Annotated in this window: 28 protein-coding genes; 11 read left to right on the top strand and 17 right to left on the bottom strand. The window is 73.5% G+C overall.

The features are described 5' to 3' along the window. Positions 1-41 precede the first annotated feature (41 nt). Positions 42-947 carry an aldo/keto reductase gene (locus tag OHS58_RS19450; RefSeq protein ID WP_328649320.1) on the bottom strand — a complete coding sequence of 302 codons (906 nt, stop codon included), beginning with the start codon at positions 945-947 and terminating at the stop codon, positions 42-44. A gap of 78 nt (positions 948-1,025) precedes the next feature. Between OHS58_RS19450 and OHS58_RS19445 the strand changes: the two genes are divergently transcribed. The 5 genes from OHS58_RS19445 (at position 1,026) to OHS58_RS19425 (ending at position 4,170) form a co-directional block, all read left to right on the top strand. Then, the gene (locus tag OHS58_RS19445) at positions 1,026-1,607 is read left to right on the top strand and encodes a TetR/AcrR family transcriptional regulator (protein WP_326948386.1); all 582 of its coding nucleotides are present in this window, start codon (positions 1,026-1,028) and stop codon (positions 1,605-1,607) included. 97 nt (positions 1,608-1,704) lie between these two features. After that, positions 1,705-2,109 carry a DUF6069 family protein gene (locus OHS58_RS19440; protein ID WP_326948387.1) on the top strand — a complete coding sequence of 135 codons (405 nt, stop codon included), beginning with the start codon at positions 1,705-1,707 and terminating at the stop codon, positions 2,107-2,109. Positions 2,110-2,129: 20 nt separating this feature from the next. Beyond that, positions 2,130-2,600, top strand: a complete 471-nt coding sequence (locus OHS58_RS19435; protein WP_328649319.1) for a polyketide cyclase — start codon at positions 2,130-2,132, stop codon at positions 2,598-2,600. A 10-nt stretch (positions 2,601-2,610) separates the two neighbouring features. Next, complete coding sequence (locus OHS58_RS19430; protein ID WP_328649318.1) at positions 2,611-2,964, top strand: YciI family protein; 354 nt, start codon at positions 2,611-2,613, stop codon at positions 2,962-2,964. A gap of 6 nt (positions 2,965-2,970) precedes the next feature. Beyond that, positions 2,971-4,170 carry an RNA polymerase sigma factor gene (locus OHS58_RS19425; RefSeq protein WP_328649317.1) on the top strand — a complete coding sequence of 400 codons (1,200 nt, stop codon included), beginning with the start codon at positions 2,971-2,973 and terminating at the stop codon, positions 4,168-4,170. 378 nt (positions 4,171-4,548) lie between these two features. Here OHS58_RS19425 and OHS58_RS19420 read toward each other — a convergent pair whose 3' ends face one another. After that, positions 4,549-5,421 (bottom strand): LysR family transcriptional regulator, encoded by an 873-nt coding sequence (locus OHS58_RS19420; RefSeq protein ID WP_328649316.1) that lies wholly within the window; start codon positions 5,419-5,421, stop codon positions 4,549-4,551. 92 nt (positions 5,422-5,513) lie between these two features. Between OHS58_RS19420 and OHS58_RS19415 the strand changes: the two genes are divergently transcribed. Beyond that, positions 5,514-6,341 carry a TIGR03620 family F420-dependent LLM class oxidoreductase gene (locus OHS58_RS19415; RefSeq protein ID WP_328649315.1) on the top strand — a complete coding sequence of 276 codons (828 nt, stop codon included), beginning with the start codon at positions 5,514-5,516 and terminating at the stop codon, positions 6,339-6,341. Positions 6,342-6,406: 65 nt separating this feature from the next. Next, on the top strand, positions 6,407-6,901 hold the full coding sequence (locus OHS58_RS19410) for a winged helix-turn-helix domain-containing protein (RefSeq protein ID WP_326954281.1): 495 nt from the start codon (positions 6,407-6,409) through the stop codon (positions 6,899-6,901). Here the strand turns inward: OHS58_RS19410 and OHS58_RS19405 are convergent. The 13 genes from OHS58_RS19405 to OHS58_RS19345 all read right to left on the bottom strand — a co-directional run bounded on the left by OHS58_RS19405 (position 6,888) and on the right by OHS58_RS19345 (position 18,976). Further along, positions 6,888-9,122, bottom strand: a complete 2,235-nt coding sequence (locus OHS58_RS19405) for a molybdopterin-dependent oxidoreductase (RefSeq protein ID WP_328649314.1) — start codon at positions 9,120-9,122, stop codon at positions 6,888-6,890. The genes OHS58_RS19410 and OHS58_RS19405 overlap by 14 nt on opposite strands. Then, positions 9,119-10,183 carry an LLM class flavin-dependent oxidoreductase gene (locus OHS58_RS19400; protein ID WP_328649313.1) on the bottom strand — a complete coding sequence of 355 codons (1,065 nt, stop codon included), beginning with the start codon at positions 10,181-10,183 and terminating at the stop codon, positions 9,119-9,121. Before OHS58_RS19400 ends, OHS58_RS19405 begins: the two co-directional genes overlap by 4 nt. Continuing rightward, entirely contained in the window at positions 10,180-10,533 is a 354-nt protein-coding gene (locus OHS58_RS19395; protein WP_328649312.1) for a ferredoxin family protein, read from the bottom strand. The genes OHS58_RS19400 and OHS58_RS19395 overlap by 4 nt, the downstream gene beginning before the upstream one ends. Further along, positions 10,530-12,020 carry an FAD-binding protein gene (locus OHS58_RS19390; RefSeq protein ID WP_328649311.1) on the bottom strand — a complete coding sequence of 497 codons (1,491 nt, stop codon included), beginning with the start codon at positions 12,018-12,020 and terminating at the stop codon, positions 10,530-10,532. The genes OHS58_RS19395 and OHS58_RS19390 overlap by 4 nt, the downstream gene beginning before the upstream one ends. Further along, complete coding sequence (locus OHS58_RS19385; protein ID WP_328649310.1) at positions 12,017-12,736, bottom strand: ABC transporter ATP-binding protein; 720 nt, start codon at positions 12,734-12,736, stop codon at positions 12,017-12,019. The genes OHS58_RS19390 and OHS58_RS19385 overlap by 4 nt, the downstream gene beginning before the upstream one ends. Continuing rightward, positions 12,733-13,701, bottom strand: a complete 969-nt coding sequence (locus OHS58_RS19380) for an NrtA/SsuA/CpmA family ABC transporter substrate-binding protein (protein WP_326948399.1) — start codon at positions 13,699-13,701, stop codon at positions 12,733-12,735. The genes OHS58_RS19385 and OHS58_RS19380 overlap by 4 nt, the downstream gene beginning before the upstream one ends. Before the next feature lie 10 nt (positions 13,702-13,711). After that, positions 13,712-14,542, bottom strand: coding sequence for an ABC transporter permease subunit (locus OHS58_RS19375; protein ID WP_328649309.1), 831 nt, complete (start codon positions 14,540-14,542; stop codon positions 13,712-13,714). Continuing rightward, positions 14,539-15,510, bottom strand: coding sequence for an ABC transporter substrate-binding protein (locus tag OHS58_RS19370; protein ID WP_328649308.1), 972 nt, complete (start codon positions 15,508-15,510; stop codon positions 14,539-14,541). The genes OHS58_RS19375 and OHS58_RS19370 overlap by 4 nt, the downstream gene beginning before the upstream one ends. 137 nt (positions 15,511-15,647) lie before the next feature. Further along, positions 15,648-16,349, bottom strand: a complete 702-nt coding sequence (locus OHS58_RS19365; RefSeq protein WP_328649307.1) for a hypothetical protein — start codon at positions 16,347-16,349, stop codon at positions 15,648-15,650. A 3-nt stretch (positions 16,350-16,352) separates the two neighbouring features. Further along, entirely contained in the window at positions 16,353-16,781 is a 429-nt protein-coding gene (locus OHS58_RS19360; RefSeq protein ID WP_326948403.1) for a cupin domain-containing protein, read from the bottom strand. 10 nt (positions 16,782-16,791) lie between these two features. After that, entirely contained in the window at positions 16,792-17,211 is a 420-nt protein-coding gene (locus OHS58_RS19355) for an RrF2 family transcriptional regulator (RefSeq protein WP_326954273.1), read from the bottom strand. A gap of 8 nt (positions 17,212-17,219) precedes the next feature. Further along, positions 17,220-17,870, bottom strand: coding sequence for an alpha/beta hydrolase (locus tag OHS58_RS19350; protein WP_328649306.1), 651 nt, complete (start codon positions 17,868-17,870; stop codon positions 17,220-17,222). Further along, positions 17,867-18,976 (bottom strand): LLM class flavin-dependent oxidoreductase, encoded by a 1,110-nt coding sequence (locus OHS58_RS19345; RefSeq protein WP_328649305.1) that lies wholly within the window; start codon positions 18,974-18,976, stop codon positions 17,867-17,869. Before OHS58_RS19345 ends, OHS58_RS19350 begins: the two co-directional genes overlap by 4 nt. Before the next feature lie 163 nt (positions 18,977-19,139). On the opposite strand from OHS58_RS19345, the gene OHS58_RS19340 reads away from it, so the two are divergent. Then, positions 19,140-20,282 carry an acyl-CoA dehydrogenase family protein gene (locus OHS58_RS19340; RefSeq protein ID WP_328649304.1) on the top strand — a complete coding sequence of 381 codons (1,143 nt, stop codon included), beginning with the start codon at positions 19,140-19,142 and terminating at the stop codon, positions 20,280-20,282. A gap of 39 nt (positions 20,283-20,321) precedes the next feature. Here the strand turns inward: OHS58_RS19340 and OHS58_RS19335 are convergent, their stop codons facing one another. Together OHS58_RS19335 and OHS58_RS19330 are read right to left on the bottom strand one after the other, a co-directional pair. Beyond that, positions 20,322-20,723, bottom strand: a complete 402-nt coding sequence (locus OHS58_RS19335) for an ATP-binding protein (protein WP_328649303.1) — start codon at positions 20,721-20,723, stop codon at positions 20,322-20,324. Positions 20,724-20,817: 94 nt separating this feature from the next. Further along, complete coding sequence (locus OHS58_RS19330; RefSeq protein WP_328649302.1) at positions 20,818-21,765, bottom strand: collagenase; 948 nt, start codon at positions 21,763-21,765, stop codon at positions 20,818-20,820. Positions 21,766-22,055: 290 nt separating this feature from the next. On the opposite strand from OHS58_RS19330, the gene OHS58_RS19325 reads away from it, so the two are divergent. The 3 genes from OHS58_RS19325 to OHS58_RS19315 all read left to right on the top strand — a co-directional run bounded on the left by OHS58_RS19325 (position 22,056) and on the right by OHS58_RS19315 (position 26,939). Further along, complete coding sequence (locus OHS58_RS19325) at positions 22,056-24,716, top strand: LuxR C-terminal-related transcriptional regulator (protein ID WP_328649301.1); 2,661 nt, start codon at positions 22,056-22,058, stop codon at positions 24,714-24,716. 286 nt (positions 24,717-25,002) lie between these two features. Further along, positions 25,003-25,944: an ABC transporter permease gene (locus tag OHS58_RS19320; protein ID WP_442792285.1), complete on the top strand. Its 942-nt coding sequence runs from the start codon at positions 25,003-25,005 to the stop codon at positions 25,942-25,944. Next, entirely contained in the window at positions 25,944-26,939 is a 996-nt protein-coding gene (locus OHS58_RS19315; protein ID WP_328649300.1) for an ABC transporter permease, read from the top strand. Before OHS58_RS19320 ends, OHS58_RS19315 begins: the two co-directional genes overlap by 1 nt. Positions 26,940-26,979: the final 40 nt, after the last annotated feature.

Raw genomic sequence — 26,979 nt, 5'->3', positions numbered from 1 at the left:
CACGCCGCGGTCGGGCCCGGCACTCCGGACATACCGACGGCTCAGCCGAGCGCCATGTCCTGGGAGCGCGACGGGACGGCGTCGAGGATGGCGAGCGTCGCGTCGTCGAACCCGATCGAACCGGCGGCGACGTTCTCCTCGAGGTGCCCGGCCGTCGCGGTGCCGGGGATGAGGTGGACGTTCGGCGCGTGGTGCAGCAGCCAGGCCAGCCCGATCTGCGACGCCGTGGCGCCGAGGGACTCCGCGACGGTGTGCACGGCCGGCTCGTCGGTCACCTTCGGCAGGCCCGGGAACGCGCCGCCGAGCGGGAAGAACGGCACCCAGGCGATGTCCTCGGCGAGGCAGAGCTCGAGCATGTCCTCGTCCTCGCGGCTCACCAGGCTGTAGGCGTTCTGCACGCAGGCGATGCCCGCCGGGAGCGCCCGGTGCAGGATCTCCAGGGTCACGCTGCTGAGCCCGATCGCGCCGATCTTGCCTTCGTCGCGCAGCGCCGTCATGACCTCGAGCTGGTCGTCGAGGTCGACCAGCTGGTCGCCTTCGGCCTTCAGGCCGGGCCGGGTGTCCAGGCGGCGCAGGTTCACGACGCCGATCTGCTCGGTGCCGAGGGTCCTGAGGTTGTCCTCGACGCTCGCGCGCAGCTCGTGGGGGCGCTGCGCGGGGCGGAGCCGGATCGGCCCGCCGGGGTTGGGGTCGGCGCCGACCTTGCTGACGACCAGCACGTCGTCCCCGGGCCGGAGCGCGTCGCGGATGACGCCGTTGACGAAGGCGTTGCCGTAGAACTCGGCGGTGTCGAGGTGGTTCACGCCGAGGTCGATCGCGTGGCGCAGGAGCGTGACGGCCGCGTCGCGGTCGTCACGCAGGCGTTCGAGCTGCATCGCCCCGTACCCGACGCGGTTGACGGTGCGGCCGGCGAGCGGAGCGGTGGTGGCGATGGGGGGCATGGGCATCCCGTCAGTCGTGCGATGATGGCGAAGCGGAGGAACCTCCGTTAAGTCGACCGTAGCACAACCGGAGGTGCCTCCGTTTTGTCGTCACCCGATCCGGCCGCCGCCGACCGCCCGGTCCGCTCCGACGCGCGCCGCAACCGCGAGAAGCTCGTCGCCGTCGCGCAGGCCGCTTTCGCCGGCGCCGACGGCCCCGTCGCGCTCGAAGCGATCGCCCGCGAGGCCGGCGTCGGGATCGGCACGCTCTACCGGCACTTCCCGACCCGCGAAGCCCTCGTCGAAGCCGTCTACGCCGCCGAGCTCGACGACGTCGCCACCAGCGCCCCGGCGCTGCTCGGCAAGCTCCCGCCCGAGGCCGCCCTGCGCGCCTGGCTGGACCGCTACGCCGCCTTCTTCCAGACCAAGCGCGGCATGGGCGACGTCTTCCGCGCCGGGGTGGCGTCCGGGCGCATCGCCACCCCGGTGACGCGCAAGCGCATCACCGGCGCGATCGGCACGATCCTCACCGCCGGGGCGGCGGCCGGCGTCTTCCGCGCCGACGCCGACCCCGAAGACTTCACGCTGATCGTGCTCGGGATCTTCCTGTCCACGGTGGAGGACCGCGACCCGGAGCGGATCGGGCGGCTGCTCGACCTCGTCGTCGACGCCCTGCGCCCGAAGTAGATTTCTTTTCGCGGCGATGTCGAATGGGGCCGCGGTCGTTCGTCGCCCCAGTGAGAGACCGGCACCGGGCCGGTCGCCCCCACACCGGAGGCCCGCGATGTCCGTCATCACCGTCACTCCCGCGAAGTCCCTGCTCACCGGCGGTCTGACCGCCGTGGCCGCCGCCACCGCGGCGACGTCGCTCCTGGCCGCGGCGGCCGAGTTCGCCGGCATCGGCGCCGTGGTCGCCGGTGCGCCGATCCCGGTGACCGGGTTCGCCGTGCTGACCGCCGTCTTCTCCACGGTGGGCGTGCTGCTCGCCCTGGTGCTGGCCCGCACGGTGCGCCACCCGCGTGCGGTGTTCCTCCGCACCACGCTCGCGCTCACCGCGCTGTCGCTGGTCCCGGACGTGCTCGCGGACGCGCCGGCGAGCACGAAGGTGCTGCTGATGCTGGCCCACGTGGTCGCCGCCGCGATCGTCATCCCGGCCGTCGCCCGCCGCACCCCCGCCGCGCGGGCGTGACCGCCGTGAACCACGAAAGCGTGAGTGCCACCTTGACGATCGCCGAGCCCGCCGCGACGGTGTTCGCCGTGCTGGCGGACCCCGCGGCCCACGCCGCGATCGACGGCACCGGCTGGGTCCGGGAGCCCGTCGAACAGGCGCCGTTGACCGCGGTGGGGCAGATCTTCCGGATGGACATGCACCACTCCGGCCACCCGGACGGCGACTACCAGGTCGTCAACAAGGTCGCGGTGCTCGACGCGCCGCGCGCCATCGGCTGGCTCACCGGGTCCGCCAGGGGCGACGGCGAGGTGGAGTACGGCGGCTGGATCTGGCGCTACGACCTGACGCCGCGCGGCCCGGCCGGCACCGAGGTCACGCTCACCTACGACTGGTCGGGGGTGCCGCGGTTCGTCCGGGAGCGCGGCATCCGGTTCCCGCCGTTCGGTCCCGCACACCTCATCGACTCGCTGCACCACCTGGCCGACCTCGCCCACCGCGTGTCCGTTTAGGAGTTTCGCCATGACGCAGTACCTGCTCGCCGTCCAGCTCGACGAAAGCGTGCCGGAGACCGAAGAAGAGACCCGGACGCAGATGGCGCGGACCGGCCGAGTCGTCGACGACATGAAGGCCGCCGGGGTGTGGGTCTTCGTCGGCGGGCTGAAGCCCTCGCACGCCTCGACCGTCGTCCGCCCCGCCGGCGGCACGACCACGATCACCGACGGCCCGTTCGCCGAGACGAAGGAACAGCTCGGCGGGTTCTGGGTGATCCGGTGCGCCGACCTCGACCAGGCGCTGGCCTGGGCCGGGAAGTGCGCGCTCGCCTGCGGGCAGCCGATCGAGGTGCGCCCGTTCGACGACTTCTCGCAGGACTGAGCGCGGATGGACCTCGACAGCGTCTACCGGGCCGAGTACGGCCGGTGCGTGGCCACGTTGACGCGGCTGCTCGGGGACATCGGGCTCGCCGAGGAGGCCGTCCAGGACGCGTTCGCCGTCGCCGCCGTGAAGTGGGCCGAGGCGCCGCCGGCCAACCCCGGTGCGTGGATCGTGACCACCGCCCGCCACCGCGCGATCGACCGCCTGCGCCGGGAGTCCACCCGGGAGGCCCGCCACGCGCAGGCCCTGCTGCTGCACCAGCCCGACGAGCCGGAGGAGGCCGGACCCGTGCGTGACGACCAGCTCCGCCTGATCTTCACCTGCTGCCACCCGGCGGTGTCGCCGCTCGCGCGGACCGCGCTCACGCTGCGCCTGCTCGGCGGGCTGGAGGTGGCGGAGATCGCGCGGGCCTACCTGGTGCCGGAGGCGACCGTCGCGCAGCGGATCGTGCGAGCCAAGAAGAAGATCCGCGACGCCGGCATCCCGTACCGGGTACCCGGCGCCGCGGAGCTGCCCGAGCGGCTGGGCTCGGTGCTCACCGTGCTGTACCTGGTGTTCAACGAGGGGTACACCTCGACGTCGGGGGAGCTGCTGCGGACGGACCTGTGCCTGGAGGCCGTCCGGCTGACGCGGGCGCTCGCCGGCCTGATGCCGGACGAGCCCGAGGTGATCGGGCTGCTGGCGCTGCTCCTGCTCACCGAAGCCCGCCGGCCGGCGCGGGTGGGGCCGGCGGGGGAGCTGGTGGTGCTCGCGGAGCAGGACCGCTCGCGGTGGAACCACGAGCTGATCGCCGAGGGGCACGACCTGGTGCGCCGGTGCCTGCGCCGTAACCAGCCGGGGCCGTACCAGATCCAGGCCGCGATCAACGCCGTGCACACGGACGGCCCGGCCACCGACTGGACGCAGGTGCTGGCGCTCTACGACCAGCTGCTGCAGCACACGCCGACACCGATCGTGGCGCTCAACCGCGCGGTCGCCGTCGCCGAGGTCCACGGCCCGGCACTGGCCCTCGCCATGATCGACGAGCTGGACCTGCCGGGCTACCACCTGCTGCCCGCCACCCGCGCGGACCTGCTCGCCCGCCTCGGCCGCACGCCGGAGGCGATCGCGGCCTACGACGCGGCGATCTCCTTGGCCACCAACGAAACGGAACGAACCTTCCTGAAGACGCGCCGGGCGCGCGCGGCTGGGGTTGGGATGTCCTGAAGGGCACCCTCAGGGACGTGTGGTCCCTGGGGGTGCCCTTCAGGGCGTTGAGCCCCGGGTCGGGCGATCAGGTACCAGGGATCGTCCGCCAAGCCGGGGCACCGGGCAGCTCGCCGGGTGCGGGCACGGCTACCGGGCGCTGCGACGCGGCCATGCTCCCGGTGTACCGGAACGGGAGTCGGCTGATTCCCCTTGCACCGAAACGTAAGTCGCGATGGAGCCGAGCGCCTTGCCGGTCGAGGCGTTCATGATCACCGCGCCGCCGCGGAGTGGCCGACCAGGACGATCGGGCCGGGGCGGGTGGCCGGGAACGACCGGTGGCCGGCGCCCCGAGGCCGTGACCGGCCCGGCACCCGGACGGCGGCGACGCGAAAGGCGTCAGGTCGTCACCGCGTCGCGGAAGGCCTCGACGTGGGCTGCGGCGCACTCGGTCGGGAGGTCGGCGGGGATGACGACGCTGCCGGTGATCGTCATGGCCGGCTTGAGCGGGATCGCGCTGACGCGGGTCGAGCCGATCTCGGCGACCTGCCCGGCGGGCAGCACCGCCCAGCTGCCCGGGTCGGAGCCGACCTCGACGATCGTGTCCTGGGTCGTGCCCACCGGCCGGCCGAGCCGGGGGCTCACGCCGGCCTCGCGCAGCGCGGCGGTGAGGGCGTCGTGCAGCGGCGGGTCGTGCTGTCGCGACGGGAGCCGCAGGACGCTCTCGGCCAGTTCGGTGATGCCGACGACCGTCCGGTCCGCGGCCGGGTGCTGCCGGGACACGACCGCGAACAGCGGTTCCGTCCAGGTCGGCAGCACCTTGAGCCCGGGGGCCGAGAGCACGCCCCGGGCCAGCGCGACGTCCAGTTCACCCTGCCGCAGCGCGTTCAGGCGGGCGTCGAGCGGCAGGTCGACGAGCACGACGTCGAACGGCGAGCCGGCCTCGCGCAACGCGTCGATGCCGCGTTCCAGCCGCGTCGTGAACCCGGCGGCCGTGCCGATGCGCATCGTGCCCGCGGACGTCGTGGCGGCGAGCCGGACCTGGTCGGCGGCCGCGAGGGCGGCCCGCGCCGCGTCGAGCACGCGGCGGCCGGCCGCGGTGAGCTGGACCCGGCGCGGCGAGCGGTCGAACAGCCGGACGCCCAGCTCGCGTTCCAGCCGGGCGATCTGCTGGCTGACCGCGGGCTGCGCGATGTGCAGCCGCTCGGCGGCCCGGCCGAAGTGCAGCTCGTCGGCGACGGTGACGAAGTACCGCAACGCCCTCAGTTCCACTGGTCCTCCCACCTGCGACGATAAGGCCACCTTATCGCTGCGCGTGCGCACTGGACCTGGTTCGCCGCGGGGCGTGGTGCTGAAGTCGTCCCATGAGTATCGACCTGGGTTTGCTCGGCGCCCACCTGCGCGAGCACGAGGTGTCCCCGGAACGGGCCGCCGAACTGGAGGAGGCCGGTTACGGCACGCTGTGGCTGGACGCGTCGCCGCCGGCCGACCTGAAACTGGTGGAGGAGCTGCTCGACGCGACCACCCGGCTGGCCGTCGGGACGAGCGTGGTGAACGTCTGGACCGCTGACGCGGAGACCGTCGCCGCGTCCTATCACCGGATCGTGGCTCGGCACCCCGACCGGTTCCTGCTCGGCGTGGGCATCGGGCACCGCGAGGTCGACACCGGATACGCGTCGCCATACGAGAAACTGGCGTCCTATGTGGACACCTTGACCGCGGCCGGCGTACCGGCCGACCAGGTGGTGCTGGCCGCGCTCGGCCCGAAGATGCTGCGCCTGGCCGGTGAGCGCGCCGCCGGGACCGTCCCGTGCATGATCACCACCGAGCACACCCGGCGGGCCCGGGCCGCCCTCGGCGCGGGGAAGCTGGTGCTGCCCGGGCACTTCGTGCTGCTGGACGACGACGTCGACCGCGCCCGCGCGACTGCCCGCTCCGCCCCGCCGGGGACGGCGCTGGTGGTCACCAACTACGTCGCCAACCTCCGGCGGCTCGGCTTCACCGACGACGACTTCGCCGGCCACGGCAGCGACCGCCTGATCGACGCGCTCGTCCTGCACGGCGGGCCCGCCACGATCGTCGCGGGCGTGCGCGCGCACCTGGACGCGGGCGCGGACCACGTCGGCATCTACCCCCTCGGCGACGACCCGATCGGCACCCTCCGCGGGGTCGCCGAGGCCGTGTTGGCCTGATCCGTTCGTGTTCCGCTCCCTGGACGCGCTGGCCGGACGCGGGGGCGGGTGTCCAGAATGCCCGCATGACAGCGTGGACGGACGAAGTCCGGACCGACGAAGCCCGGCCGGCGGTCGAGCTGACCGTGGCCGTCCGGATCCGCATCGACCCGGGGCACGCGGCCGGCCTCACCGCGCGGCTGCTGGAGTCCTTTGAGGACACTCTCGGCGTCCGGTTCGACGAGCGCCCGGACGCGCAGGTGGTGGACCTGGCGACGCGCCGCCCGGCCGTCCGGATCGAGGCGGGCTCGCGACGGGTCCTGGTCCGTGGGACAGCGCTGGAGCTGACGCGGCTGGAGTTCGAGCTGCTGCTGTTCCTGGGCCGCCACCCGGACGTGGTGTTCAGCCGCCGCACGCTGCTGACGGAGGTCTGGGGCGCCCCCCACCACGGCGGCGAGCGCACGGTGGACGTCCACGTCCGCAAGCTGCGCCACAAGTTCGAGCCGGAGCCGGCCCCGATCACGACGGTCCGCGGGGTCGGCTACCGCTTCGACAGCTCCGCGGAGGTCATCGTGGTGTGAAGTGTGGTGGCTGCAGCGCCGTGACCTCCGGGACCGGGCCCTCGAACCGCTCGACCTCCACCGCCGCGTGCTGGCCCGCGCAGCCCTGCGACAGCCGGGACGACGGTATGTCCGCCGTCAGGACGTTCGGGTTGCCGTGGGCGCACAACGGGCCCGTGGGGTGGTTCTCGACCGGGTCGAACCACGCTCCTGTCGGGAGCTGGACCACGCCCGGGCGCAGGGCGTCGTCCAGGACCGCGCCCGCCAGGCACGCGCCGCGCTTGTTGAACACCCGGACCACGTCGCCCGTGGCGATGCCGCGCGCCTCGGCGTCGGACGGGTTGAGGCGGATCGCCTCGCGGCCCGCCACCTTGCCCGCGCGGCTGACGTCGCCGCCGTCGAGCTGGCTGTGCAGGCGCGTGCGCGGCTGGTTCGCGATCAAGCACAGCGGCCCGGATTCCCGTGGTGGCAACCAGACCGGGTGCCCGGGGCAGTCGTCGTACCCGAAGCCGGCCACGACGGCCGACGTGATCTCGATCCGGCCGCTGGGGGTCTTCAGCGGGTGGGCGAGCGGGTCGGCGCGGAAGTTCGCCAGCAGCGTGTGGTGCGTCGGCCCCGGCGGGAGCCGCAGTTCGCCGGCCGACCAGAACTCGGCGAACGGCGGCGCACCGGAAGAAAGCCGCCAGCTCTCGTAGAGGTGTTCCAGCCATTCCCGCGGCGAGCGTCCTTCGGTGAAGGAAGCGGCGACGCCGAGCCGGGCCGCGAGACCCGCGAAGATCGCGTAGTCGTCACGCGCTTGCCCGGCGGGCTCGGCGATCCGGTGCATCGCGATCAGGTGCGTGTCCCGGCGCCCGGACCCCAGGTCCTCGCGCTCCAGGGTCGTCGTGACCGGCAGGACGACGTCGGCGTGGCGGGCGGTGGCCGTCCAGAACGGTTCGTGCACCACCACCGTGTCCGGCCGGGTGAACGCGCGCCGCAGCCGGTTGAGGTCCTGGTGGTGGTGGAACGGGTTGCCGCCCGCCCAGTAGACGAGCCGGGTGTCCGGGTACCGCCGGACATCGCCGTTGTAGTCGTAGGCCGCACCGGGGTGCAGCAGCAGGTCCGCGATCCGGGCGACCGGGATGAACTCCTTCACCGGGTTGACGCCCCGGGGCAGGTACGGCGTCCGGACCTCCGGGCCGGTGTCGCCGACGTCGCCCATCGAGCCGTAACCGTGGCCGAACCCGCCGCCCGGCAGGCCGATCTGCCCGAGCATCGCGGCCAGGGTGATCCCCGCCCACACCGGCTGCTCGCCGTGTTCGATGCGCTGCAGCGACCACGTCACCGTGACGAGCGTCCGGTGCGCGGCCATCTCCCGGGCGAGCGCGACGATGTCGGCGGCGGGGATCCCGGTGATCCCGCTCGCCCAGCGCGCGTCCTTGCCGGTGTCCAGCAGGTACCGTTCGAAGGTCGCGTACCCGACGCAGTACCGGGCCAGGAAGTCGCGGTCGTGCAGGCCTTCCACGACCAACGTGTGCGCGAGACCCAGCATCAACGCCGTGTCGGTCGCCGGCCGGACCGGGTACCAGCGGGCGTCCACTGTGGACGGCAGGTCGTCGCGCAACGGGCTCACGAGCGCGACCCGGGCGCCCAGCCGGGCGAGGTGCCCGGGCGTCCCGTGCTCGGTGACGCCGCCGGGCGTGACGAACACGTTCTTCTCCGGAACCCCGCCGAACGCCACGATCAGCTCGGTGTGCTCGGCGATCGTCGGCCAGCTCGACGCCTGGCGCAGCACGGCGTGCGCGTCACCGACGACGTGCGGCAGCAGCACCGTCGACGTCCCGTTGCTGTAGCTCTCGCGGGACGACGTGTAGCCGCCGATCGTGGTGAGGAACCGGTGCAGCTGGCTCTGCGCGTGGTGGAACCGCCCGGCGCTGGCCCAGCCGTACGAGCCGCCGAAGATCGCCTGGTTGCCGTGCTCGCCCCGGACGCGGTCGAGCTCGGCGGCGAGCCGGTCGAGGACCTCGTCCCACGGCACCTCGACGAACTCGTCCCGCCCGCGCCGCTCATCGGGCCCGGGACCGTCCGCCAGCCAGCCGCGGCGCACCGCGGGCCGGGCGACGCGGGTCGGGTGGTCCAGCGCCGCGGCCAGGTTGCCCAGCAGCGGTGACGGCGCCGGGTCGGCCGGGTGCGGGACCACCCGCAGCCGGCCGTTCTCGACGTCGGCGGAGAACGCGCCCCAGTGCGACGTGCTCGGCCTCATGCCCCGACGGTAACGGCGTCGGCGCGCTCGCGGACCAACCGCACGAGCGTGCCGTAGTCCCGCGCGTCGGCCAGTGGCGAGAACCCGCGGATCAGCAGCGTGCCGACGCCGAGGCGGAGGTAGTCCAGCAGCGAGTCCGCGACCTGCTCGTAGCTGCCGACCAGCGCGGTGGAGTTCCCGGCCGCGCCGGTCGTCTTGGCCACCGCCGTCCAGAGCCGTTCGTCGTGGACCTCGCCGGTCGCCGCGGCTTCGAGCAGCCGCTGCGAGCCGACGGCGGCGGTGGAGTCGCGGACGCCCTTGAACTCGCCCACCCGGTCCTGGGTGAGCCGCAGGATGTCGCGGGCCCGGTCCCAGGCCTCGGCTTCGGTCGCCGCCGGGATCGGGCGGAGGCTGACGCTGAACGCCGGGGTGCGCCCGTGCGGCGCGGCGGCGGTCCGCACCTCTTCGATGCGCTGGGCGATCCCGGCCAGGGGCTCGCCCCAGAAGGCGTAGACGTCGGCGTGCTTCGCGCCGACGCGGATGGCGTCGCCCGACGCGCCGCCGAAGTAGACCGGGATGCCGGCGTCCGGGCGGACGTCCGAACGCGCGCCGCGGACCTGGTAGAACTCGCCTTCGTGGTCGAACGGCTCGGCCGAGTCCCACGTCTTCCGCACCACGGACAGGAAGTCGTCGGTGCGGCGGTAGCGGGTGGGCTTGTCGGTGAAGTCGCCGTCGCGGGCCTGGTCGGCGTCGTCGCCGCCGGTGATCACGTGCAGGGCGATCCGGCCGGGGTGGAACGCGTCGAGCGTGGCGAACTTGCGGGCCAGCTGGGTGGGCGCGACGAAGCCGGGCCGGTGGGCCAGCAGCACGCCGAGCCGCTCGGTGGCGGCCAGCACCTGGTCGGCGAGCACGAACCCGTCCGGGCTGCTGGCGGACTGGGCGATCAGCACGCGGTCGAAACCGGCCGCCTCGTGGGCGCGGGCGACCTCGCGCAGGTAGCCGGGCTGGATGATCGGGCCCTCGGGCGCGACGATCTCGCTGGCCTGGCGGCCGGCGGCGTAGCCGATGAATTCGACGCTCACGGGGTCTCCTGTCCTAAGGCGCGGGCGGTGGCGAAGATGTCGCCCATCCGCCAGCTCTCGTTCGGGTGGGTGCGGCGCGCCCGGCCCCAGCCGGAGTCGCGCCGGTACTGGGCGGGCCAGTCCGTGCCCCGGACGGCTTCTTCGTCCGCCGACACCGGCGTCCGGCAGTCGGGGTCGACGAACAGCGCGTCGACCGGGCAGTACAGCTCGCACAGGAAGCACGTCTGGCAGTCGGTCTGGCGGGCGATGACGGGTGGTGCGTCGGGGACGGCGTCGAAGACGTCGGTCGGGCAGACCTGCACGCACTTGTCGCAGTCGATGCACCGGTCGGCGAGGACCAGTTCGATCACGCGACGGCCTCCTTCCAAGCGGGATCGTCGGTGCGCCAGTGCATGCCCCGGGTCTCGGGCCGGCGCAGGGCCGCCTTCTTGACCCAGCGGCCCATGGCCACCAGCGACGCGGTTTCGCGGGCCGTGACGGCGTCGCGGCCGGTTCCGGTCAGGCCGCCCTCGACGATCGTCCACAAGGGATCCAATGTGGACAAAGAGGCACGGAGACCCGGCGCGTCCCGGAACATGTTCTTGTTGTAAGCGTTCAGCTCCTCGCGCACGACGTCGACCACGCCGGCGGTGTCCACGGTGGCCGTCCGGCCGCTCGGGCGGATCCCCGCGCGGCCCACCGCGTGCAGTGGCGCGGAGCCCGCCGACCGGGCGTGCCGGACCGCGGCCCGCCCGGCCCAGGTGCCCGACGACACGGCCCACGCGGAGTTCGGCGAGCCGCCGCCGGAGATCGCGCCGACCACCGGCACCCGGCTCGCGACGTCGCCCGCCGCGAACAGCCCGGGCACGTCGGTGGTGCAGTCCGGGCCGGTGACGACCAGGCCGCCGACGCCGCGGATCGTGCCTTCGCCGAGCAGCGTGACCTCGAACCGGTCGGTGTAGGGGTCGATGCCGCGCCGGGCGAAGGGCAGCAGGAAGTTCGGCTGCACCACCGGCATCTTCCGGCGCACCCACTCCGGCGTCCGGTCCAGCGTCGTGAACACCGGCCCGCGCAGCAGGGCCGCGCCGAGGACGCGGTTGCGGTCCGGGCCCGGCGGCAGCGCGATCTCCGCGCCGTCGACGTCGGTGTAGGTCCCGAAGAGGTACGACATCGACCGCGCCATCGTCGAGTACGCCGGGGCGAGGGTGTAGTAGTTCGAGAACTCCAGACCCGAGAGGCGCGCCCCGGCCTCGACGGCCATCAGGTGCCCGTCGCCGGTGTTGCCGCGCGAGCCGAGCAGGTTCGAGCGGAACGCCGTCCCGCCGGTGGCCAGCACCACCGCGCCCGCGCGGACGCGCCAGGAGCCCCCGGCCTGACGGCGTACCCCGGCCGCGCCGCCCGCCGAGCCGTCCGGGCGCAGCAGCAGTTCCAGCGCCGGGTGGTGGTCGAGGATCCGGACGCCCGCCCGGTGGATCAGCCCGCGCATCGCGCGCAGGTACTCCGGGCCGCGCACGTTGTTGGTCCGGTCGGGCTGCCCGTCGCGCACCGGGAACGGGTAGTACTTGTCCAATGTGGGCAGCCGCTCCCAGGTGGTGCGCAGGACCCGCAACGCCTGTTCGGGATCCGCGAGGCCGCCGGCGTGCGCGTGCCGTTGCGCGACCGCCTCTTCGTGGCGCTCCGGCGGCACGAACCAGTGCGTCACCCCGGCCGTGGCGGTGACGCCGCTGGTGCCGCAGTACCCCTTGTCCGCGAGGACGACGGCCCCGCCGGCCTGGGCCGCGGCCAAGGCGGTCCAGGTCGCGGCGAGGCCCCCGCCGACGACGAGCACGTCGGCGGCGAGATCGAGGTCGCCGCTCATCGCGACTCCGCCAGCTCGGCGTCGGCGGCGACGCCGAGCTCGGCGAGCAGCCGGTAGCGCAGCTGCTCGAACTCGGGGTTGCGGCGGTTGCGTTCGCCGTCGAAGGCGACGCGGTGTTCGGCGGCGAGCCGGCCTTCGCGCAGCGCGACGACGCGGTCGGCCAGCAGGATCGCCTCGTCGACGTCGTGGGTGACCAGCAGGACGGCCGGGCGGTGGTGCTCGACCAGGCGCCGGACCAAGGCGTGCATCTTGATCCGGGTCAGCGCGTCGAGGGCGGCGAACGGCTCGTCGAGCAGCAGCAGGCGCGGCTCGCGGACCAGCGCCCTGGCGAGGGCGACGCGCTGGGCCTCACCGCCGGACAGCGTCGCGGGCCAGGCGTCGGCGTGGCCGGTCAGGCCGACCTCGGCCAGCGCCCGGGTCGCGGCGTCACGCGCCCCGGCGCGGGGGAGGCCGACCGCGACGTTCTGCCACACCGGCCGCCACGGCAGCAGCCGGTGCTCCTGGAACACCACCGCCCGCTCGGGCGGGGCGGCCAGGTCGCCGCCGTCGGGCTCGTCGAGCCCGGCCAGCAGCCGCAGCAACGTCGTCTTGCCGCAGCCGCTTTCGCCGATCAGGGCGACGAACTCGCCGGGCGCGATGTCGAGGTCGAGTCCGTTGAGGACGGTCCGGTCGCCGAAGCTCTTGGTCAGCGCGCGCACGCGCACGGCGGTGCTCACAGCTTCGCCGAGTGGTCGGCGACGGTGATCGGGCCGGTGAGGATCTTGCGCTGGGTCAGCCAGTCCGCGCCGCGCTGCAGCTGCGCGATGCCGTCGTCGTCGACGAACTTCAGCTTCGTCTGGACGTTGTGCGACGCCATCTTGTCCAGCACCGCCTGCGGATAGTGGGAGACGGCGTTGCCGATGTCCAGGGACTGCTTGTAGTTCTGGTTCTGCCAGTCCTGGTCGGCTTGGAACGCCTTGATCACCTTGCGGATGGTGTCGGCGTTCTGCTCGGCGTACTCGCGGCGGACGAGGTAGCTGGTGAAGTCGATCTGGAAGTCCAGCTCGTCGCCGTCGACGAAGATGGCCTTGGCGCCGTACTGCACCTCGGCGATCTCGCGGAAGCCCTGCCAGATGGCCCAGGCGTCGATCTTCCCGGCGCCGAACGCGGCGGACGCCTCGGGTGGGTTGAGGTAGGTGACCTTCACGGACTCGCGTGGCACTTGGTACTTCTCCAGCGCGGCAACAAGAAGGAACTCGCCGAGCCCGGCTTTGTTGACCGCGACGGTCTTGCCGACGAGGTCCGTGACCTTCCGGATCCCCGTGTTCGCCCCGGCGACGATCGCCGTGGTGCGCGGGGTGGACGCCGCCCAGGCGACGTAGACGAGGTCGGCGCCGGAGAGGATCGCCTGGTCGGCGGGGGTGGTGCTGCCGCCGAAGCTGAAGTCCGCGGTGCCGCCGACGACGGCCTGCAGCGTCGGCGCGTGGTTGGGGAACGGCCCGACCCACTCGACCGTGAGGCCCTGGTCCTTGAGCGTCTTCTCCAGCACGCCGCGGGCCTTGGGCAGCGAGATCGTGCTGTAGGTCAGCCGGACCTTGCCCTGGGTGGCGCCGCCGGCCGAACCGGTGGCGCACGCGGCGAGCGGAGCGGCTACGGCGGCCAGACCGGCCGCGGTCAGGAAGGTGCGTCGGGAAAGCGTCATGGCGGATTCCTCAGGCGGTCAGGCGGGCGTAGGTGGGGTGCCAGCGCAGCAGGCGGCGTTCGAGCAGCCGGGTGACGAGGTCGCAGAGGATCCCGATCACGGCGTAGATGATCACGACGAGGACGATCACGTCGGTCTGCAGGAACTCCCGGGCGTTGGTGGCCATGAACCCGAGCCCGGCGTCGGCGCCGAGGGTTTCGGCGATGACCAGGGCGAGCCAGGCCGCGGTGAGCGACAGCCGCAGCCCGCCCAGGATCGAGGGCAGTGCGCCGGGCAGGACCACCCAGCGGATCTGCGCCGCGCGGCCGAGGCCGACGACGTCGGTCATCTCCAGCAGCTTCGGGTCGATCTGGCGGATGCCGAGCACGGTCGTCAGGTAGAGCGGGACGGCGGAGCCCAGCGAGATCAGGAAGATCTTCCCGGCCTCGCCGATCCCGAACCAGACGATGACCAGCGGCAGGATCGCCAGGAACGGGACCGCGCGCACCATCTGGATGCTGCGGTCGAGCAGCGCTTCGGCCACTTTGGACAGTCCGACGAGCAGCCCGAGCGCGACGCCGGTGCTCGCTCCGATGGCGAACCCGGTGGCCGAGCGCTGCAGGCTGGCCAGCAGGTTCGTCGTGAGCTCGCCGTCGGCGAGCAGGTCGCCCGCCTTGGCCAGGACGCTGCTCGGCGCCGGGAGCACCTGTTTCGGCAGGACGCCCAGCCGCGCCAGCAGTTCCCAGAGCGCGAGCACGGCGACCGGCGTCAGCCACGACGCGGCGCGGTACGGGAACCCGCGGCTGCGGGCGCGCGTACTCGCCGGAAGCGCCGCCGACGGGACGACCACGGCGCGCGTCACCGCGGATCGATCCCGGAGTCGATGTACTTGCTCAAGTCCTTGCCACCCGGGAACAATCCCTGCTGGACCCAGGTGTCGTACGTCTTCTGCAGCTGGCCGGCGAGCGCGGCGTCGACCGGGATGCGCTGGTAGGTCGTCTCGTCCGGGCGCACCTGGGTCGCCACGGCCAGGGGCTGGTGCGCGAACCCGGCGTACCACTTGTCGAACGCGTCGGGGTTGTCCTTGGACCAGGCGTAGCCCTTGTCGACGCGGCTCGCGAAGTCCTGGATCGCGGTGCGCTTGCGCGGGTCGGCGAGCGCGGTGTCGGTGGCGGACAGGACGTTGAGGCCGCTGTTGATGCCCGCGCCGTCGCTGAGCACGCGCGCGCCGAGCTCGCCGCGGGCGCGGGCGGCGTAGACGCTCCAGGTGGCCCAGGCGTCGATGCTGCCGGTCGCGAAGGCGGAGTTCGCCTCGGTCGGGGCGAGGAAGTTAAGCGTGACGTCCTTGTCGCTCAGCCCGGCCTGCTTCAGCGCGCCGATCACGAGGTAGTGCGCGACGCTGCCGCGGGTGGTCGGGGAGACCCGCTTGCCCTTGAGGTCGGCGAGGGTGCGGATCGGGCTGTCCTTGGGCACCAGGATGTAGGTGCCCCTGCCGCCGTTGCTCCAGGCCGCGGCGACCTTGATCTTCGAGCCGCCGGCGATCGCGGTGACGGTGGGGGAGTCGTTGGCGCCGCCGATGTCGATCGCGTCGGCGCGCAGGGCCTCGTGCAGGTTGACGGCCGCGGCGAACTGCGACCACTCGATCTTGTACGGCAGGTTGTCGAGCAGGCCGGCGGCCTTCAGCCGGGACTGCGTGGCGCCGGTCTGGTCGCCGACGCGCAGCACCACCTCACCGGAAGCGTCCGATGTGGACGATCCGCACGCGGTGAGCGTGGCGAGGCCGAGCAGAGCGGCCAGCAGTAGCAGCGCGAGCCGGGGTTTCGAAGGCATGCGGGAACTCCCCAAAACGGTGTCGCCGGAGGAAAAGCCGGTGGCGCGGACCAAATGGTCACCGGCATGTGTCTATTCTGCTCGGTGGCCGGGGAGAGTCAACGCTCCCGGGCGGGTTCCCACGAGCCGGGAAAGCTCTACAGTGGACAGTCGAGCGTGCCGCCGCCCGCCGCGCGCACGGCGTCGGCGTACTCCCGCAGCGGCCGCCAGCCGGGCACGACGAACCGGCCGCCGGGGCCGGTGAAGGTCAGCGTCGGCAGGGCGTAGCGGACGTGGTGCTCGAGGTGCTTCGCGCGGCCGCTGTGCGGTCCGGGCGCGGTGATGTCGAGGACTTCCGGGCACGGGTTCCGGGTTTCGCGCCAGTCTTCGCGCACGGCCCGGCGGACGGCATCGCTCAGCATGGCCGCGTGCAACGCCGCGAGGTCGAGGCCGGGGACACCGTCGACGGCGGCGAGCACGCGATCGGTGTCGTCGGCCGGGGTGCCGAGAACGAACGTCGTCTCGCGCAGCCGGCTCAGGACGAGGTCGGCGACGGTTTCCCCTTGGGCCTCCGCGGCTTTCGCAGCCAGGGAAGCCGGCCAGCTCGTCCGCGCCACCCAAGCCAGGTGCGGCGCCTTCGGAGCGCCCGTGTGCTCGGTGACGCCGTCGATGAACTTCGCGTACCAGGCGGCCTCGGCGGCCGGATCCGGCGCCGGGTCCTCGTCGTCGTCGAAGAGGATGCCGAACACCCGGCGCCACCGGGCGCCGGGGAGGTTTCCGCGCAGCCAGCGGAACTTCGGCTCCGAACCCCACGCCCACGGGCAGGCGGGGTCGGTGTACTCGACGACTTCGAGCGCCACGGGTCAATCCGTGGGGACGTCGACCGGGGACCAGAGACTCGGCAGGTTGACCACGATGCCTTCCTGGCTGCTGCGCGCGATGATCACGACCGCCTCTTCGTCGGTCGGGTTCTCCTCGCGGTGCGGCACGTACGGCGGCACGAAGATGTAGTCGCCGGGCCCGGTCTCCAGGCGGATCTCCTCGTCACCGTCGGCGAAGACGAACACCGGGTGACCGGACTTGACGTAGATCGCCGTCTCGGCTTCGCCGTGGTGGTGGTCGCCGGAGTTGGTCACCGGCGCGACGTGCGTCTCGCCCATCCAGACCTTCTGCGACCCGACGGTCTTGCCGGAGATCGCCTCCAGGCGCTTCATCCCGGTGGTCTGGTCGGTGTCGCCGGTGAGGTCCGCGCCGCGGATGTGGCGCAGGGGCTGGTGCCAGAGGTCGGTCATCGGGATCCCTTCAGGTGACGGCTTCGGCGGCCGCGTCGGTGAGCAGGTCGGCGATGGTCGTCGCGCGCAGGATGGCGGCCAGGCCGGACTCGAGCCCGGACCAGAACGGCGTGAGCCCGGCGGCCGTCCCGTGGTAGGCCAGCGCCGGGCGGGGCTCGCCGCGGACGCTCAGGAACTCGCCGTCGACCGCGACGACGGCGTCCCGCACGGTGATCTCCGCGGCGGCCCTGGCCAGCCAGTAGCCGCCCTCGCAGCCGCGCTGGCTGCGGACCAGCCCGGCCTGGCGCAGGTCGCGCAGCACGGCCTTGATGAACCGCGCCGGGATGTCCTGGGTGGACGCGACGGCTTCGCAGGTGATCGGCCGCGTGGTGTCCGCGGCGAGCTCCAGCAGGACCCTGATCGCGTAGTCCGCCCTGGCCGAGATGCGCATGCCCGCCATCATCCCCGGACCAGCGCCGGTGTGCCCGTTCCAGCCCGCAGCCATTCCAGGAACTGGACGACCTCGGCCGCGACGCTGCGGTGGTCGACGTCGTTGAGCACGTCGTGCCGGCCGCCGGCGACGAGCACGAACCGGCTCTCCGGCAGCTTCGCCGCGTACGCCCGGGCGGCCTCGGGGCCGGCGACCTTGTCGGCTTCGCCGTGCAGGACCAGGACGGGCACCGCGGGCTCCGCGAGCAGGCCTGCGACGGGCGTGTGCAGCTCGCCGCGGGCGAACCGGTCGTCGGCGTCGAGCAGGGCGCGGTGGACCGGGCACGCGGTCCGCGCGTCCAGCTCGTCGTCCCAGCCGGTGGAACCGCCGAGCGGCAGCCCGCTGGCGATCACCGCGTCGACCGGCAGTTTCGCGGCGAGGTCGAGGGCCCGGATCGCGCCGGTGTCGTGGCCGAGCAGCACCACGGGACCCGGGCCTGCCGTGACCTTCACGGGGAGGTCGGCCTCCGGGACGGTGACGCGGTAGCCGTCGAATGCGAGCCGCGTGCCGAGCCGGGCGTAGTGCGCGGCGTGCTCACCCCGCCCGGGCAGCAGCACCACCGTGCCGCGGACCGGGACGCCGTCGGCCGGGGCCCAGCGGATCGCTTCGGCCAGGGTCATACGGCGGCCGCCGCGGCCGGCTGCCGCCCGCGGCGGGCGAGCTCCGAACGGACCAGCGGCAGCAGGTGCCTGCCGTAGTCGATCGTGTCGTCCAGCGGGTCGTACCCGCGGATCAGCAGCGTGGTGACGCCGATGTCGACGTAGTCCAGCAGCGCCTCGGCCACCGTTTCGGGCGTGCCGACGAGGGCGGTGGAGTTGCCGGCGGCGCCGGTCGCCGTGGCCGTGGGTGTCCACAGTGCACGGTCGTGGCGGTCGGCTTTCGCGGCCGCGGCCAGGAGCCGGACGCTGCCGACGTTGGTCGGCGTGCCGCCGTCACGCCACTCGCGGGCCGCCTTCGCCGCGCCGGAGGCGGTGATGGTGTCGAGGATCCGCTGCGCGCGTTCCCAGGCGAGGTCCTCGGTGGGGCCGAGGATCGGGCGGAACGACACGCTGATCCCGGGGAGGGTGAGCCGGCCGGCGGCCTTGGCCGCGGCGCGGACGGCGGCGATCTGCTCGGCCGTCTCCTTCAGCGGCTCGCCCCAGAGCGCGAAGACGTCGGCGTGCTTGCCGCCGACCCGGTAGGCGGCCTCCGAGGAACCGCCGAAGTACACCGGGATCCGCGGGTTCTGCAGCGGCCGGACCTGCGGGGTGTAGTCGTCGAGCCGGTAGTGCTTGCCGTGGTGGGAGAACGCGTCGCCCGACGTCCAGGAGCGCTTGAGGATCTCCAGGTACTCGTCGGTGCGCTCGTAGCGCTCGTCCTTGCCGAGGTAGTCGCCGTCGCGGGCCTGCTCGACGTCGCTGCCGCCGGTGATGGTGTGCACGGCGACGCGGCCGCCGCTGAAGTGGTCGAGGGTGGCGAACGCGCGCGCCGCGAGCGTCGGCGCGACGAACCCGGGGCGGTGGGCGATGAGCAGGCCGAGGCGCTCGGTGTGGGCGGCCGCGTAGGCCGCCACCTGCTGGCCTTCCGGCCAGCCCGCGCCGTAGCCGATCAGCACGCGGTCGAAGCCGCCGTCCTCGTGGGCGCGGGCGAACCGCCGGACGTAGGCCGGGTCGATGACCGGCCCCCTGGCCGGCCGGGTCTCGCTCGCGTCCCGGGTGCCGATCATGCCGACGAACTCGACGGGCATCTGCTTTCCTTTCGCCACAAGACAAACGCAGGCGTCAGGGAACGGCACGAGCACCACTGCTGTCAATTGGGCATCTCCAGGTGTCCATTTGCTGGACGCCCCTGGTCTTCGCTGCGCCGGGCGGCTTATCGTCTCGCCGCACCCGACCCCTCCGGAGGAACTCGTGACCACGAGCGTCGCCACCGTGCCCGCGCCCGACCTGGCCGCGTTGCCCTCGATCGTCGCCGGGCTGGCCGCGCGCGCCGGCGAGCACGACCGCGAGGCGACGTTCCCGCACGAGGGCGTCGACCTGGTGCACGCGGCGGGATTGCTGACGACGACCGTGCACCCGCGTTACGGCGGCCCGGGCGCGGGCGTGCTCGACACGGCGAGGCTGCTGGCCGAACTCGGCCGCGGCGACCCGTCGGTCGCGCTGGTCACGGCGATGACGTTGTTCGTCCACGCCGGCCAGGCGACCGCGCCGTCGTGGCCCGACGACGTCTACCGCGAGGTGCTGGCGGAGTCGGCGGAGCGGCCGGTGCTGATCAACGCGCTGCGCGTCGAGCCCGAACTGGGCTCACCGACCCGCGGCGGCCTGCCGGCGACGATCGCCCGCCGCACCGCGGACGGCTGGCGCCTGACCGGCCGCAAGATCTACTCGACGGGCTCGGTCGGCTTGCGCTGGATGATCGTCTGGGCCCGCACCGACGAGCCCGAACCGCGGGTCGGCGGCTTCCTGATCCGCGCGGACGCCCCGGGCATCACGATCGAGCCGACGTGGGACCACCTGGGCCTGCGAGCGAGCGCGAGCCACGACGTCGTGTTCACGGACGTCCCGGTACCTTCCGGTGCCACGGCCGGACTGTCCACACCGGACACCCAGCGGCCGCCGGTGCTCACGTTTCCGTTGGCCCTCCCGGCGCTCTACCTCGGTGTCGCCCGCAACGCTCTCGAGTGGCTCACCGGCTTCCTGCGCGAACGCGTCCCGAGCGGGCTGGGCAAGCCGCTGTCGACGCTGCCGCGGTTCCAGACCGGGGTGGGGGAGATCGCCGCCCGGATCACCGGCGCGCAGGAGATCCTCTTCGGCCTGGCCGCCCGGGTGGACGAGGGTGCTCCCGACGCCATCGCCCACGCGGGTGTGGCCAAGGTGCTGGCGACCCGGCTGCTCATCGAGGCGGTCGAGCAGGCGGTGGCGCTGGCGGGAAACCCCGGCCTGACGCACGGGAACCCGTTGCAGCGGCACTACCGCGACGTGCTGTGCAGCCGCGTCCACACGCCGCAGGACGACGCGGTGCTCACCGGGCTGGGCCGCTCGATCCTGGGCTGAACCCTCGGCGCGACCGTCGTCCCGAACGCATGAGCGCGCTCAGCTCAGCGCGACCCGCGCCCACACGGTCTTGCGGCCGTCGCGGATCTGCTGGCCCCAGCCCGCGCTGACCGACTTGACCAGCTGCAGCCCGAGGCCGCCGTCGGGGATGGCCGGGCGGGTGCTCTCGTCGACGACCTCGAGCAGCGCGTGCTCCTCGTCGACGGTCAGCCCGATCCGGCGGCGGCCGGCGCCGTGGAGCAGCGCGTTCGAGGCGAGCTCGTCCAGCACGAGCAGCACGTCGACCACGCGGTCCTGGTCGATGTCCGGCAGCTGGCCCTCCAGCACGGCGCGGGTCCACTGGTGCGCCTGCGGCAGGTCGTCCCGGTCGGTCAGGCTCATGTCGCAGTGCACCGCGGCCTGGGCGGTGAGTGGGCTTTCGTACCTGTCGTCGGACGTCACCCGGGTCCCCCTCGTGGTTCGGCAACGCCGGGAGGTACCCACTCCGCGGCCGGTTCAAGCACGCCGGTTCGCCCGGCGTGCCCGAACCGGTTCATCACGTCAGCAGCCAGCGGTACCAGTCGGTGTCGTACCGGGTGCCGATCGTCTGCTTGAGGAAGGTGCGCGCGGCCGTCCAGGCGCCGGTCCGGTAGTAGCCGAGCAGCTTCGTGACGTCGGCCGGGTGGTTCTCGACCATGTACCAGACCGCCAGGTAGCCCCACACGTACGTGCGGGTCTGGTCGTTGCCGGGCGTGTTGTCGAAGACCGTGCTCAGCGCGTACGTCCGCCTCGGCGCTTCGGTGGCGGCCTGGCTGTTGAAGACGCCGCGGTAGCCGTAGCCGACGTACTCGGCCAGCCCCTCGATCCACCACTGCGTCGGCGTGGCGATGTTGGCCTGGTAGTCGCCGTACAGGTCGAAGCGGCCGTCGAGGTAGTGGGTGTACTCGTGGTTGAGGTTCTTGATCTCGAACGCGGGCTTCGTGTCGTCGCGGTAGGCGACGAACCGGGCCTGGTTGCCCGTCGCGGCCGGGTTGCCCTCGAGGTAGACGCCGCCGTTGTCGGTGCTGACGCCGAACATCGACGGCGCGTAGTACTGGTAGTCGGCCCGCGAGTTGAAGACGTCGACCTCCAGCGACGTGTTCCGGTCGCCGGCCACCGGCCCGCTGTCGCTCACCAGCCGGTGGAAGTAGCCGTCCTGCCCGGTGAGGCTCGTGCAGGTCGCCGACAGCTGGGCGGCCGTCATGGCCTGGGCGCGGATCCGCAGCGACGTCGTGCAGGAGCGGGTCACCGGCAGGACGTCCACGGCGGCCTTCGCCGGTGCCACCGCGGTGCCGATGTCGGCGGCCGGGCCGAACGGGTGGGCCGCGGTGGTGGTGGCCGGGACGCCGGGCCGGGCGGTGAGGCTCGACGCCGGCGGAGCCGTGACGAGCGTGAGGGTCGCGCACAGGGCGAGGGTGGGGACGGCGGCGCGTTTCAGGCCGAGGCCCAGTGCCATGCGTTTCATGGACGTGCTCCAAGAGGAGAAGGGGAGGAGAGGGAGTGCGGTGCCCGGCTCGGGGACCGGGCACCGCACCCGGGCACGGATCGCGGTGACGTCGTCGTGCCGGCAGGTCCGGGGCCGCCCGGTCGCGGATCGGGGGGACGGGGTCTTCCGCCGGCCCCGGGACGCTGCGGGACCGATCCTGAACCGCCGTCCGGCCGGTGACCATGCGCGCCGGCGGAACTACGGATACCCAATCAATTCCCCGCCTTTCGTTCGGTGCGCGGGTGTGGCGGCCGATCTAGGCTGCGCCGATGAGCCCGCCCACGGCGCCGGGCGACCTCGTGGCCGAGGCCGTGCGGCGGACCCTCGCCGGGGACCAGGCCCGGCCGCTGCTGCTGCACGTCACCGGGGCCGCGGGCACGGGCAAGACCGTCCGGGCCGCGGGTCTGGTCGCTCTCGCGCGCGCCGCGCCGGTGTCGTCGCTGGACCTGTCGTTCACCTCGGCCGGGAGCCTCGTCGTGCGGTCCGCGTCCGGCGTCGGCCCGCCACCCGACCCGGCGCTGCGCGACGACGCCCGGGAGTGGCGCGACCGGCTGGCGCGCGAGGTGCCCGCGCTGCTGGTGGTGGAGGACGTCCAGCGCGCGCCGGCCGCGTTCGTGGCGCTGGTGCGCGACTGGGTGGAACGCGCGCGGGGCGGCTGCGTCACGGTCGTCACCGCGCGCCCGGAGGAACTCGCGGACCCCGCGCTGCCGCTGGGCGCGGGACTCGCGCCGCCGTCGGCCGTCGTGGTGCGCCACGAGCACCTGGCCGGCTGGGACGGCGACCGCGTCCGCGACGCCGTGCACGACCGGCTGGGTCCGCAGCGCTGCTCGCGCCAGGTCGTGGCCCGGATCGCCGGGCTCTCCGGCGGCAACCCGCAGGTGGTGGCCGACCTGCTCGACCTGCTGGCCGACGCCGGCGCACCGGGGGAGCCGTTCTCGCTCGCCGACGTCGACGCGGCCGGCGTCCCGGCCCGGCTGGCGCAGCTGACGGCCGGCCGGCTGGCGGCGCTGTCGCCGGACGCCCGGGCCGTGACCGCGGTGTCCGCCGTGCTCGGCGGCCCGGCGAGTGGCGCGGACCTGGGCAACGCGGCCGGTCTCGCGCCCGGCGACGGCGAGCGGGCGGTCGCCGAGGCCGTCGCCGCCGCGCTGCTCACCGAAGACGAGCGTGGCTCGTGCGACTTCGCCGTCCCGCTCGCCGCGGCCGCCGTGCGCGCGCGGCTGGGTGGGGCGCAGCGGCGGCGGCTGCACCTGCGGGCGGCGGACGTGCTGTGCCGGCGACGGCCGGTGCCGTGGGTGCACGTCGCCGAGCACCGGCGCCGGGGCGCGTCCCCGCGGGGCTGGCTGCGCGCGGTCGAACGCGCCGCGAGCGACCCGGCCGCGTTCGGCGACCCGGAGTCGGTGATCGACACCGTGCGGCCGGTGCTCGCGTCCACGGAGATCGCCGAGGACGTGCGGGCCCGGCTGGCGCTGCGGGTGTCGCGCAACGCCGTGCTGACGCTGCCGTCGCCGCGCACGGTGGCCGTGCTGCGGGAGATCGTCGGGCAGACGGGTCTCGCCCCGGGCGTGCGCGGCGAGATCCGCCTCGAACTGGGGCTGCTGCTGCACAACCAGCTCAACCAGGCCGAGGGCCGGGCCGAGCTGGAACGGGCCGCGGCGGAGCTGCGGGACCGGCCGGCGCTGCTCGTGCGGGCCATGACGGCGCTCGCCAACCCGTTCCAGGCCGGTGCCGCCCGCGCCGACCACGAGACCTGGCTGGCCCGCGCGGAGGACGTCGCCACCCGGGCCGGTGACGAGACGTCGCGGGCGGCGGTGGAGTCGACGCGGATCACCCTGGATGTGGCGTGCGGGCGGCGGTGCCCCGGCCGGCCACGGGCGCCGCGGGCGGAGTTCGAGGTGCGGCACAACGAATACCTGGCGCGGGGCTTGACGAACACCGCCGTCGCCGCGGTCTTCGCGGGCCGCTTCCGCGGCGCCCAGGCGCTGCTGGACCGGGCGCGGCAGTGCTCGGCCGTGCTGGGTTCGCCGTTCCTGGAGCAGTGCGACCGCGGCACCGGGCTGTTGTTCGACTTCGAGCGCGGCGCGTGGGACGGGCTCGCCGACCGGAGCCGGCGCAGCCTGTCCGACGCGGGTGTCCAGGCCGACGCGCGGCTGGTGCTGGTCCAGCTGGCCCTCGCCCGCGGTGACTGGGCGGAGGCCGAGGAGATCTGGCCGGCGCGGGGCGGGTTCGCGTTCGTGCCGTACGACGCGACGGCGGTCGCGGCGCGGGCGCGCATGGACCTGGCCCAGGGCCGGACGGTCGAAGCCGTGACGGCGGTGGAGGAAGCCTGGGAGTCGATCGCGGCGAAAGACATCTGGGTCTGGGCGGCCCGCCTGGCCCCGGCGGCCGTGCAGGCGTGGCTCGCCGCCGGCCACCACGACCGGGCCGTCGCGGCGGTGGCGCAGTTCGGCCGGGGCCTGCGCGGCCACGACAGCCCGGCGGCGGCCGCCGCACTGCTGTGGACCCGCGCCCTCTTGGCCGACCACGCGAATGACCCGGCCGCTCGCGGCCTGTATGAGCGAGCGTCGGCCCTGTTCGCCCGCTTGCCCGCGCCCTACCCGGCGGCCCTGACGCAGGAGGGCGCCGGCCGGTTCGCCCCGGCGCTGGACACGTTCACCCGCCTCGGCGCGGCGTGGGACGCCACCCGCGTCCGCGGCCGCCTGCGGGCGGCCGAGGTCCCGCCGGGCCGCCACCGAGGCCGCCCGTCCTACCACGACGGTCTTTCCCCGCGAGAGCACGAAATAGCCGAGCTGGCCGCGGGCGGCCTGACGAACCGGGCGATCGCGGAGACGCTGCACCTGTCCCAGCGAACGGTGGAGCACCACGTGGCCCGCGCGATGCAGAAAACGGGAGTGCGATCGCGGCGGGCGTTGCTGGGTGAGGCGCACGCCTGACGTTGATGCCTGTATGCGGCTTCGGTGCGGGGCTCGGGATTCGCCCCAATGTGGCCGTCGGTGTGTCTGACGCACCCAAGGCGGCCCGGGCCGCGCCGCGGAGGCGGGACCCGCGCCTGACAACGTCCGCGTAGTGGACAGAAAATCGGTCATCGACCCCCAAACCGCCACGAAACCACCGCAAGTGCGGGTTACTTCCCGTCCAGATCGTGAGACAGTGGGGCGATCACCGCGAACTTCCTTAAGGTCCCTGATCGTCACTCGATCGGCTGAACTTGAAGGTGCTGTGGCCAACCCTCCGCCGACACCCGCCAGTGGTGTCTCGCCCGTCGCGGCGCGTTCTCTGCCGTCCGCGGTGTGGCGTGCCGTCCGTTCCGGGTGGTGGACCTCCACCTGTGCGGTCCTGATCGTCCTCATCGTGCTGCTCGCCGCCGCGGCCGATCTGTTCGTGCTGGCCGAAGGGCAGAGCCTGAACCCGGACATCGCCACCCTCGGGCCGACCGGGCTGCCCGCCGGGACGCTCGGCGGCGTCAGCGGTGCGCACTGGTTCGGGGTCGAGCCGCTGACCGGCGTCGACCTCTTCGCGCTCGCCGCCCACGGCGCCCGGACGTCGCTGCTCGTCGGGCTCGGCGCCACCGTGCTGGCCACCGCGCTCGGTGTCGTGATCGGCGTCAGCGCCGGGTACCTCGGCGGCTGGTGGGACCGGCTGGTCACCTGGACCGCCGACGTCATCCTCGGCTTCCCGTACCTGATCTTCATGATCGCGCTCGGCGCGGTGCTGCCGGTCGACTTCCCGCGGCAGTTCACGCTGGTCGTCGTCCTCGGGCTCTTCGGCTGGCCGCGCGTCGCGCGGATCGTCCGGTCCCAGGCCCTCACCCTCGGCAAACGCGACTTCGTCGCCGCGGCGCGGGTGATGGGCGGCGGGCCGTGGCACGTGTTCACCAAGGAACTGCTGCCCAACCTGTGGGCGCCGATCATCGTCGTGGCCAGCCTGTCCATCCCGTCGATGATCGGCAGCGAAGCCGCGCTGTCGTTCCTCGGCGTCGGCGTGCTGCCGCCGACCCCGAGCTGGGGCCGCACGATCAGCACGGCCATCGACTTCTTCGAGACGGACCCGATGTACCTCGTCTTCCCCGGCCTGCTGCTGTTCCTCATCACGCTGGCGTTCAACGTCGTCGGCGACGCCATCCGCGACGCGCTCGACCCGCGGTCCGGGGGCGCGGCCTGATGCGCACCGCCCGCTTCGTCGCGACCCGGTTCGCCGGGATGCTGCTGGTCCTGTTCGTCGTCGCCTTCGTGACGTTCGTGGTCTTCTACGTCCTGCCCGCCGACCCGGCCCGGATGGCCTGCGGCCGCCCGTGCTCGCCGGAGAGCCTCGCGATGGCGCGGGAGTTCATGGGTTACAACAGCCCGTGGTACCAGCAGTTCTTCGACTTCCTCGGCGGCATCTTCGGCGGCCGCACGTTCGGCACCGGCGTCTCCGCGATCCACTGCACCGCGCCGTGTTTCGGCTACGACTTCCAGAACAGCGTCGACGTCCTCAGCGAGATCGGCGGCCGGATCGGGGTCAGCTTCTCGGTGGCGCTGGGCGCGGCCGTGATCTGGATCGTCCTCGGCGTCGGGCTCGGCGTGCTTTCGGCGCTGCGCCGCGGTTCGGCCGTCGACCGGATCACCATGGCCGCCGCGATGGCCGGGGTGTCCATGCCCGCCTACCTGGCCGGGATGATCGGCATCACGATCTTCGCGTTCGCCCTCGACGTCGTGCCGAAGAACGGGTACGTGCCGCTGACCGAGGATCCCGCGCAGTGGGCGTGGCACCTCGTGCTGCCGTGGCTGGTGCTCGCGTTCCTGCACGCCGCGATCTACGCCCGGCTGACCCGCGGGCAGATGCTGGAAACCCTCGGCGAGGACTACATCCGCACCGCGCGGGCGAAGGGCCTCACCGAGCGCAAGGTGGTGGGCCGGCACGCGCTGCGCAACGTCCTGCTGCCGGTGGTCACCGTGTTCGGCGTCGACCTCGGGGCGCTGCTGGCCGGCACCGTGATCACCGAGCGGATCTTCGGCATGGCCGGGGTCGGGCGGCTGCTGGTCGACGCGATCGCGGCGCTCAACCTCCCGGTGCTCCTCGGCGTGACGCTGTTCTCCGCGCTGCTGGTGACTTTCCTGAACTTCCTGGTCGATCTTTGTTATGGCGCGCTCGATCCGCGAGCCCGCCTCGTCTGAAGGGGAATCGATGAAACGGGGACATGGGCAGCTTTTCGGG

The organism is Amycolatopsis sp. NBC_00348 (assembly GCF_036114655.1).
In the GTDB taxonomy this organism is placed as follows: domain Bacteria; phylum Actinomycetota; class Actinomycetes; order Mycobacteriales; family Pseudonocardiaceae; genus Amycolatopsis.
The sequence above is the reverse complement of the archived record's forward strand: the minus strand, read 5'-3'. Positions and strand labels throughout refer to the sequence as shown.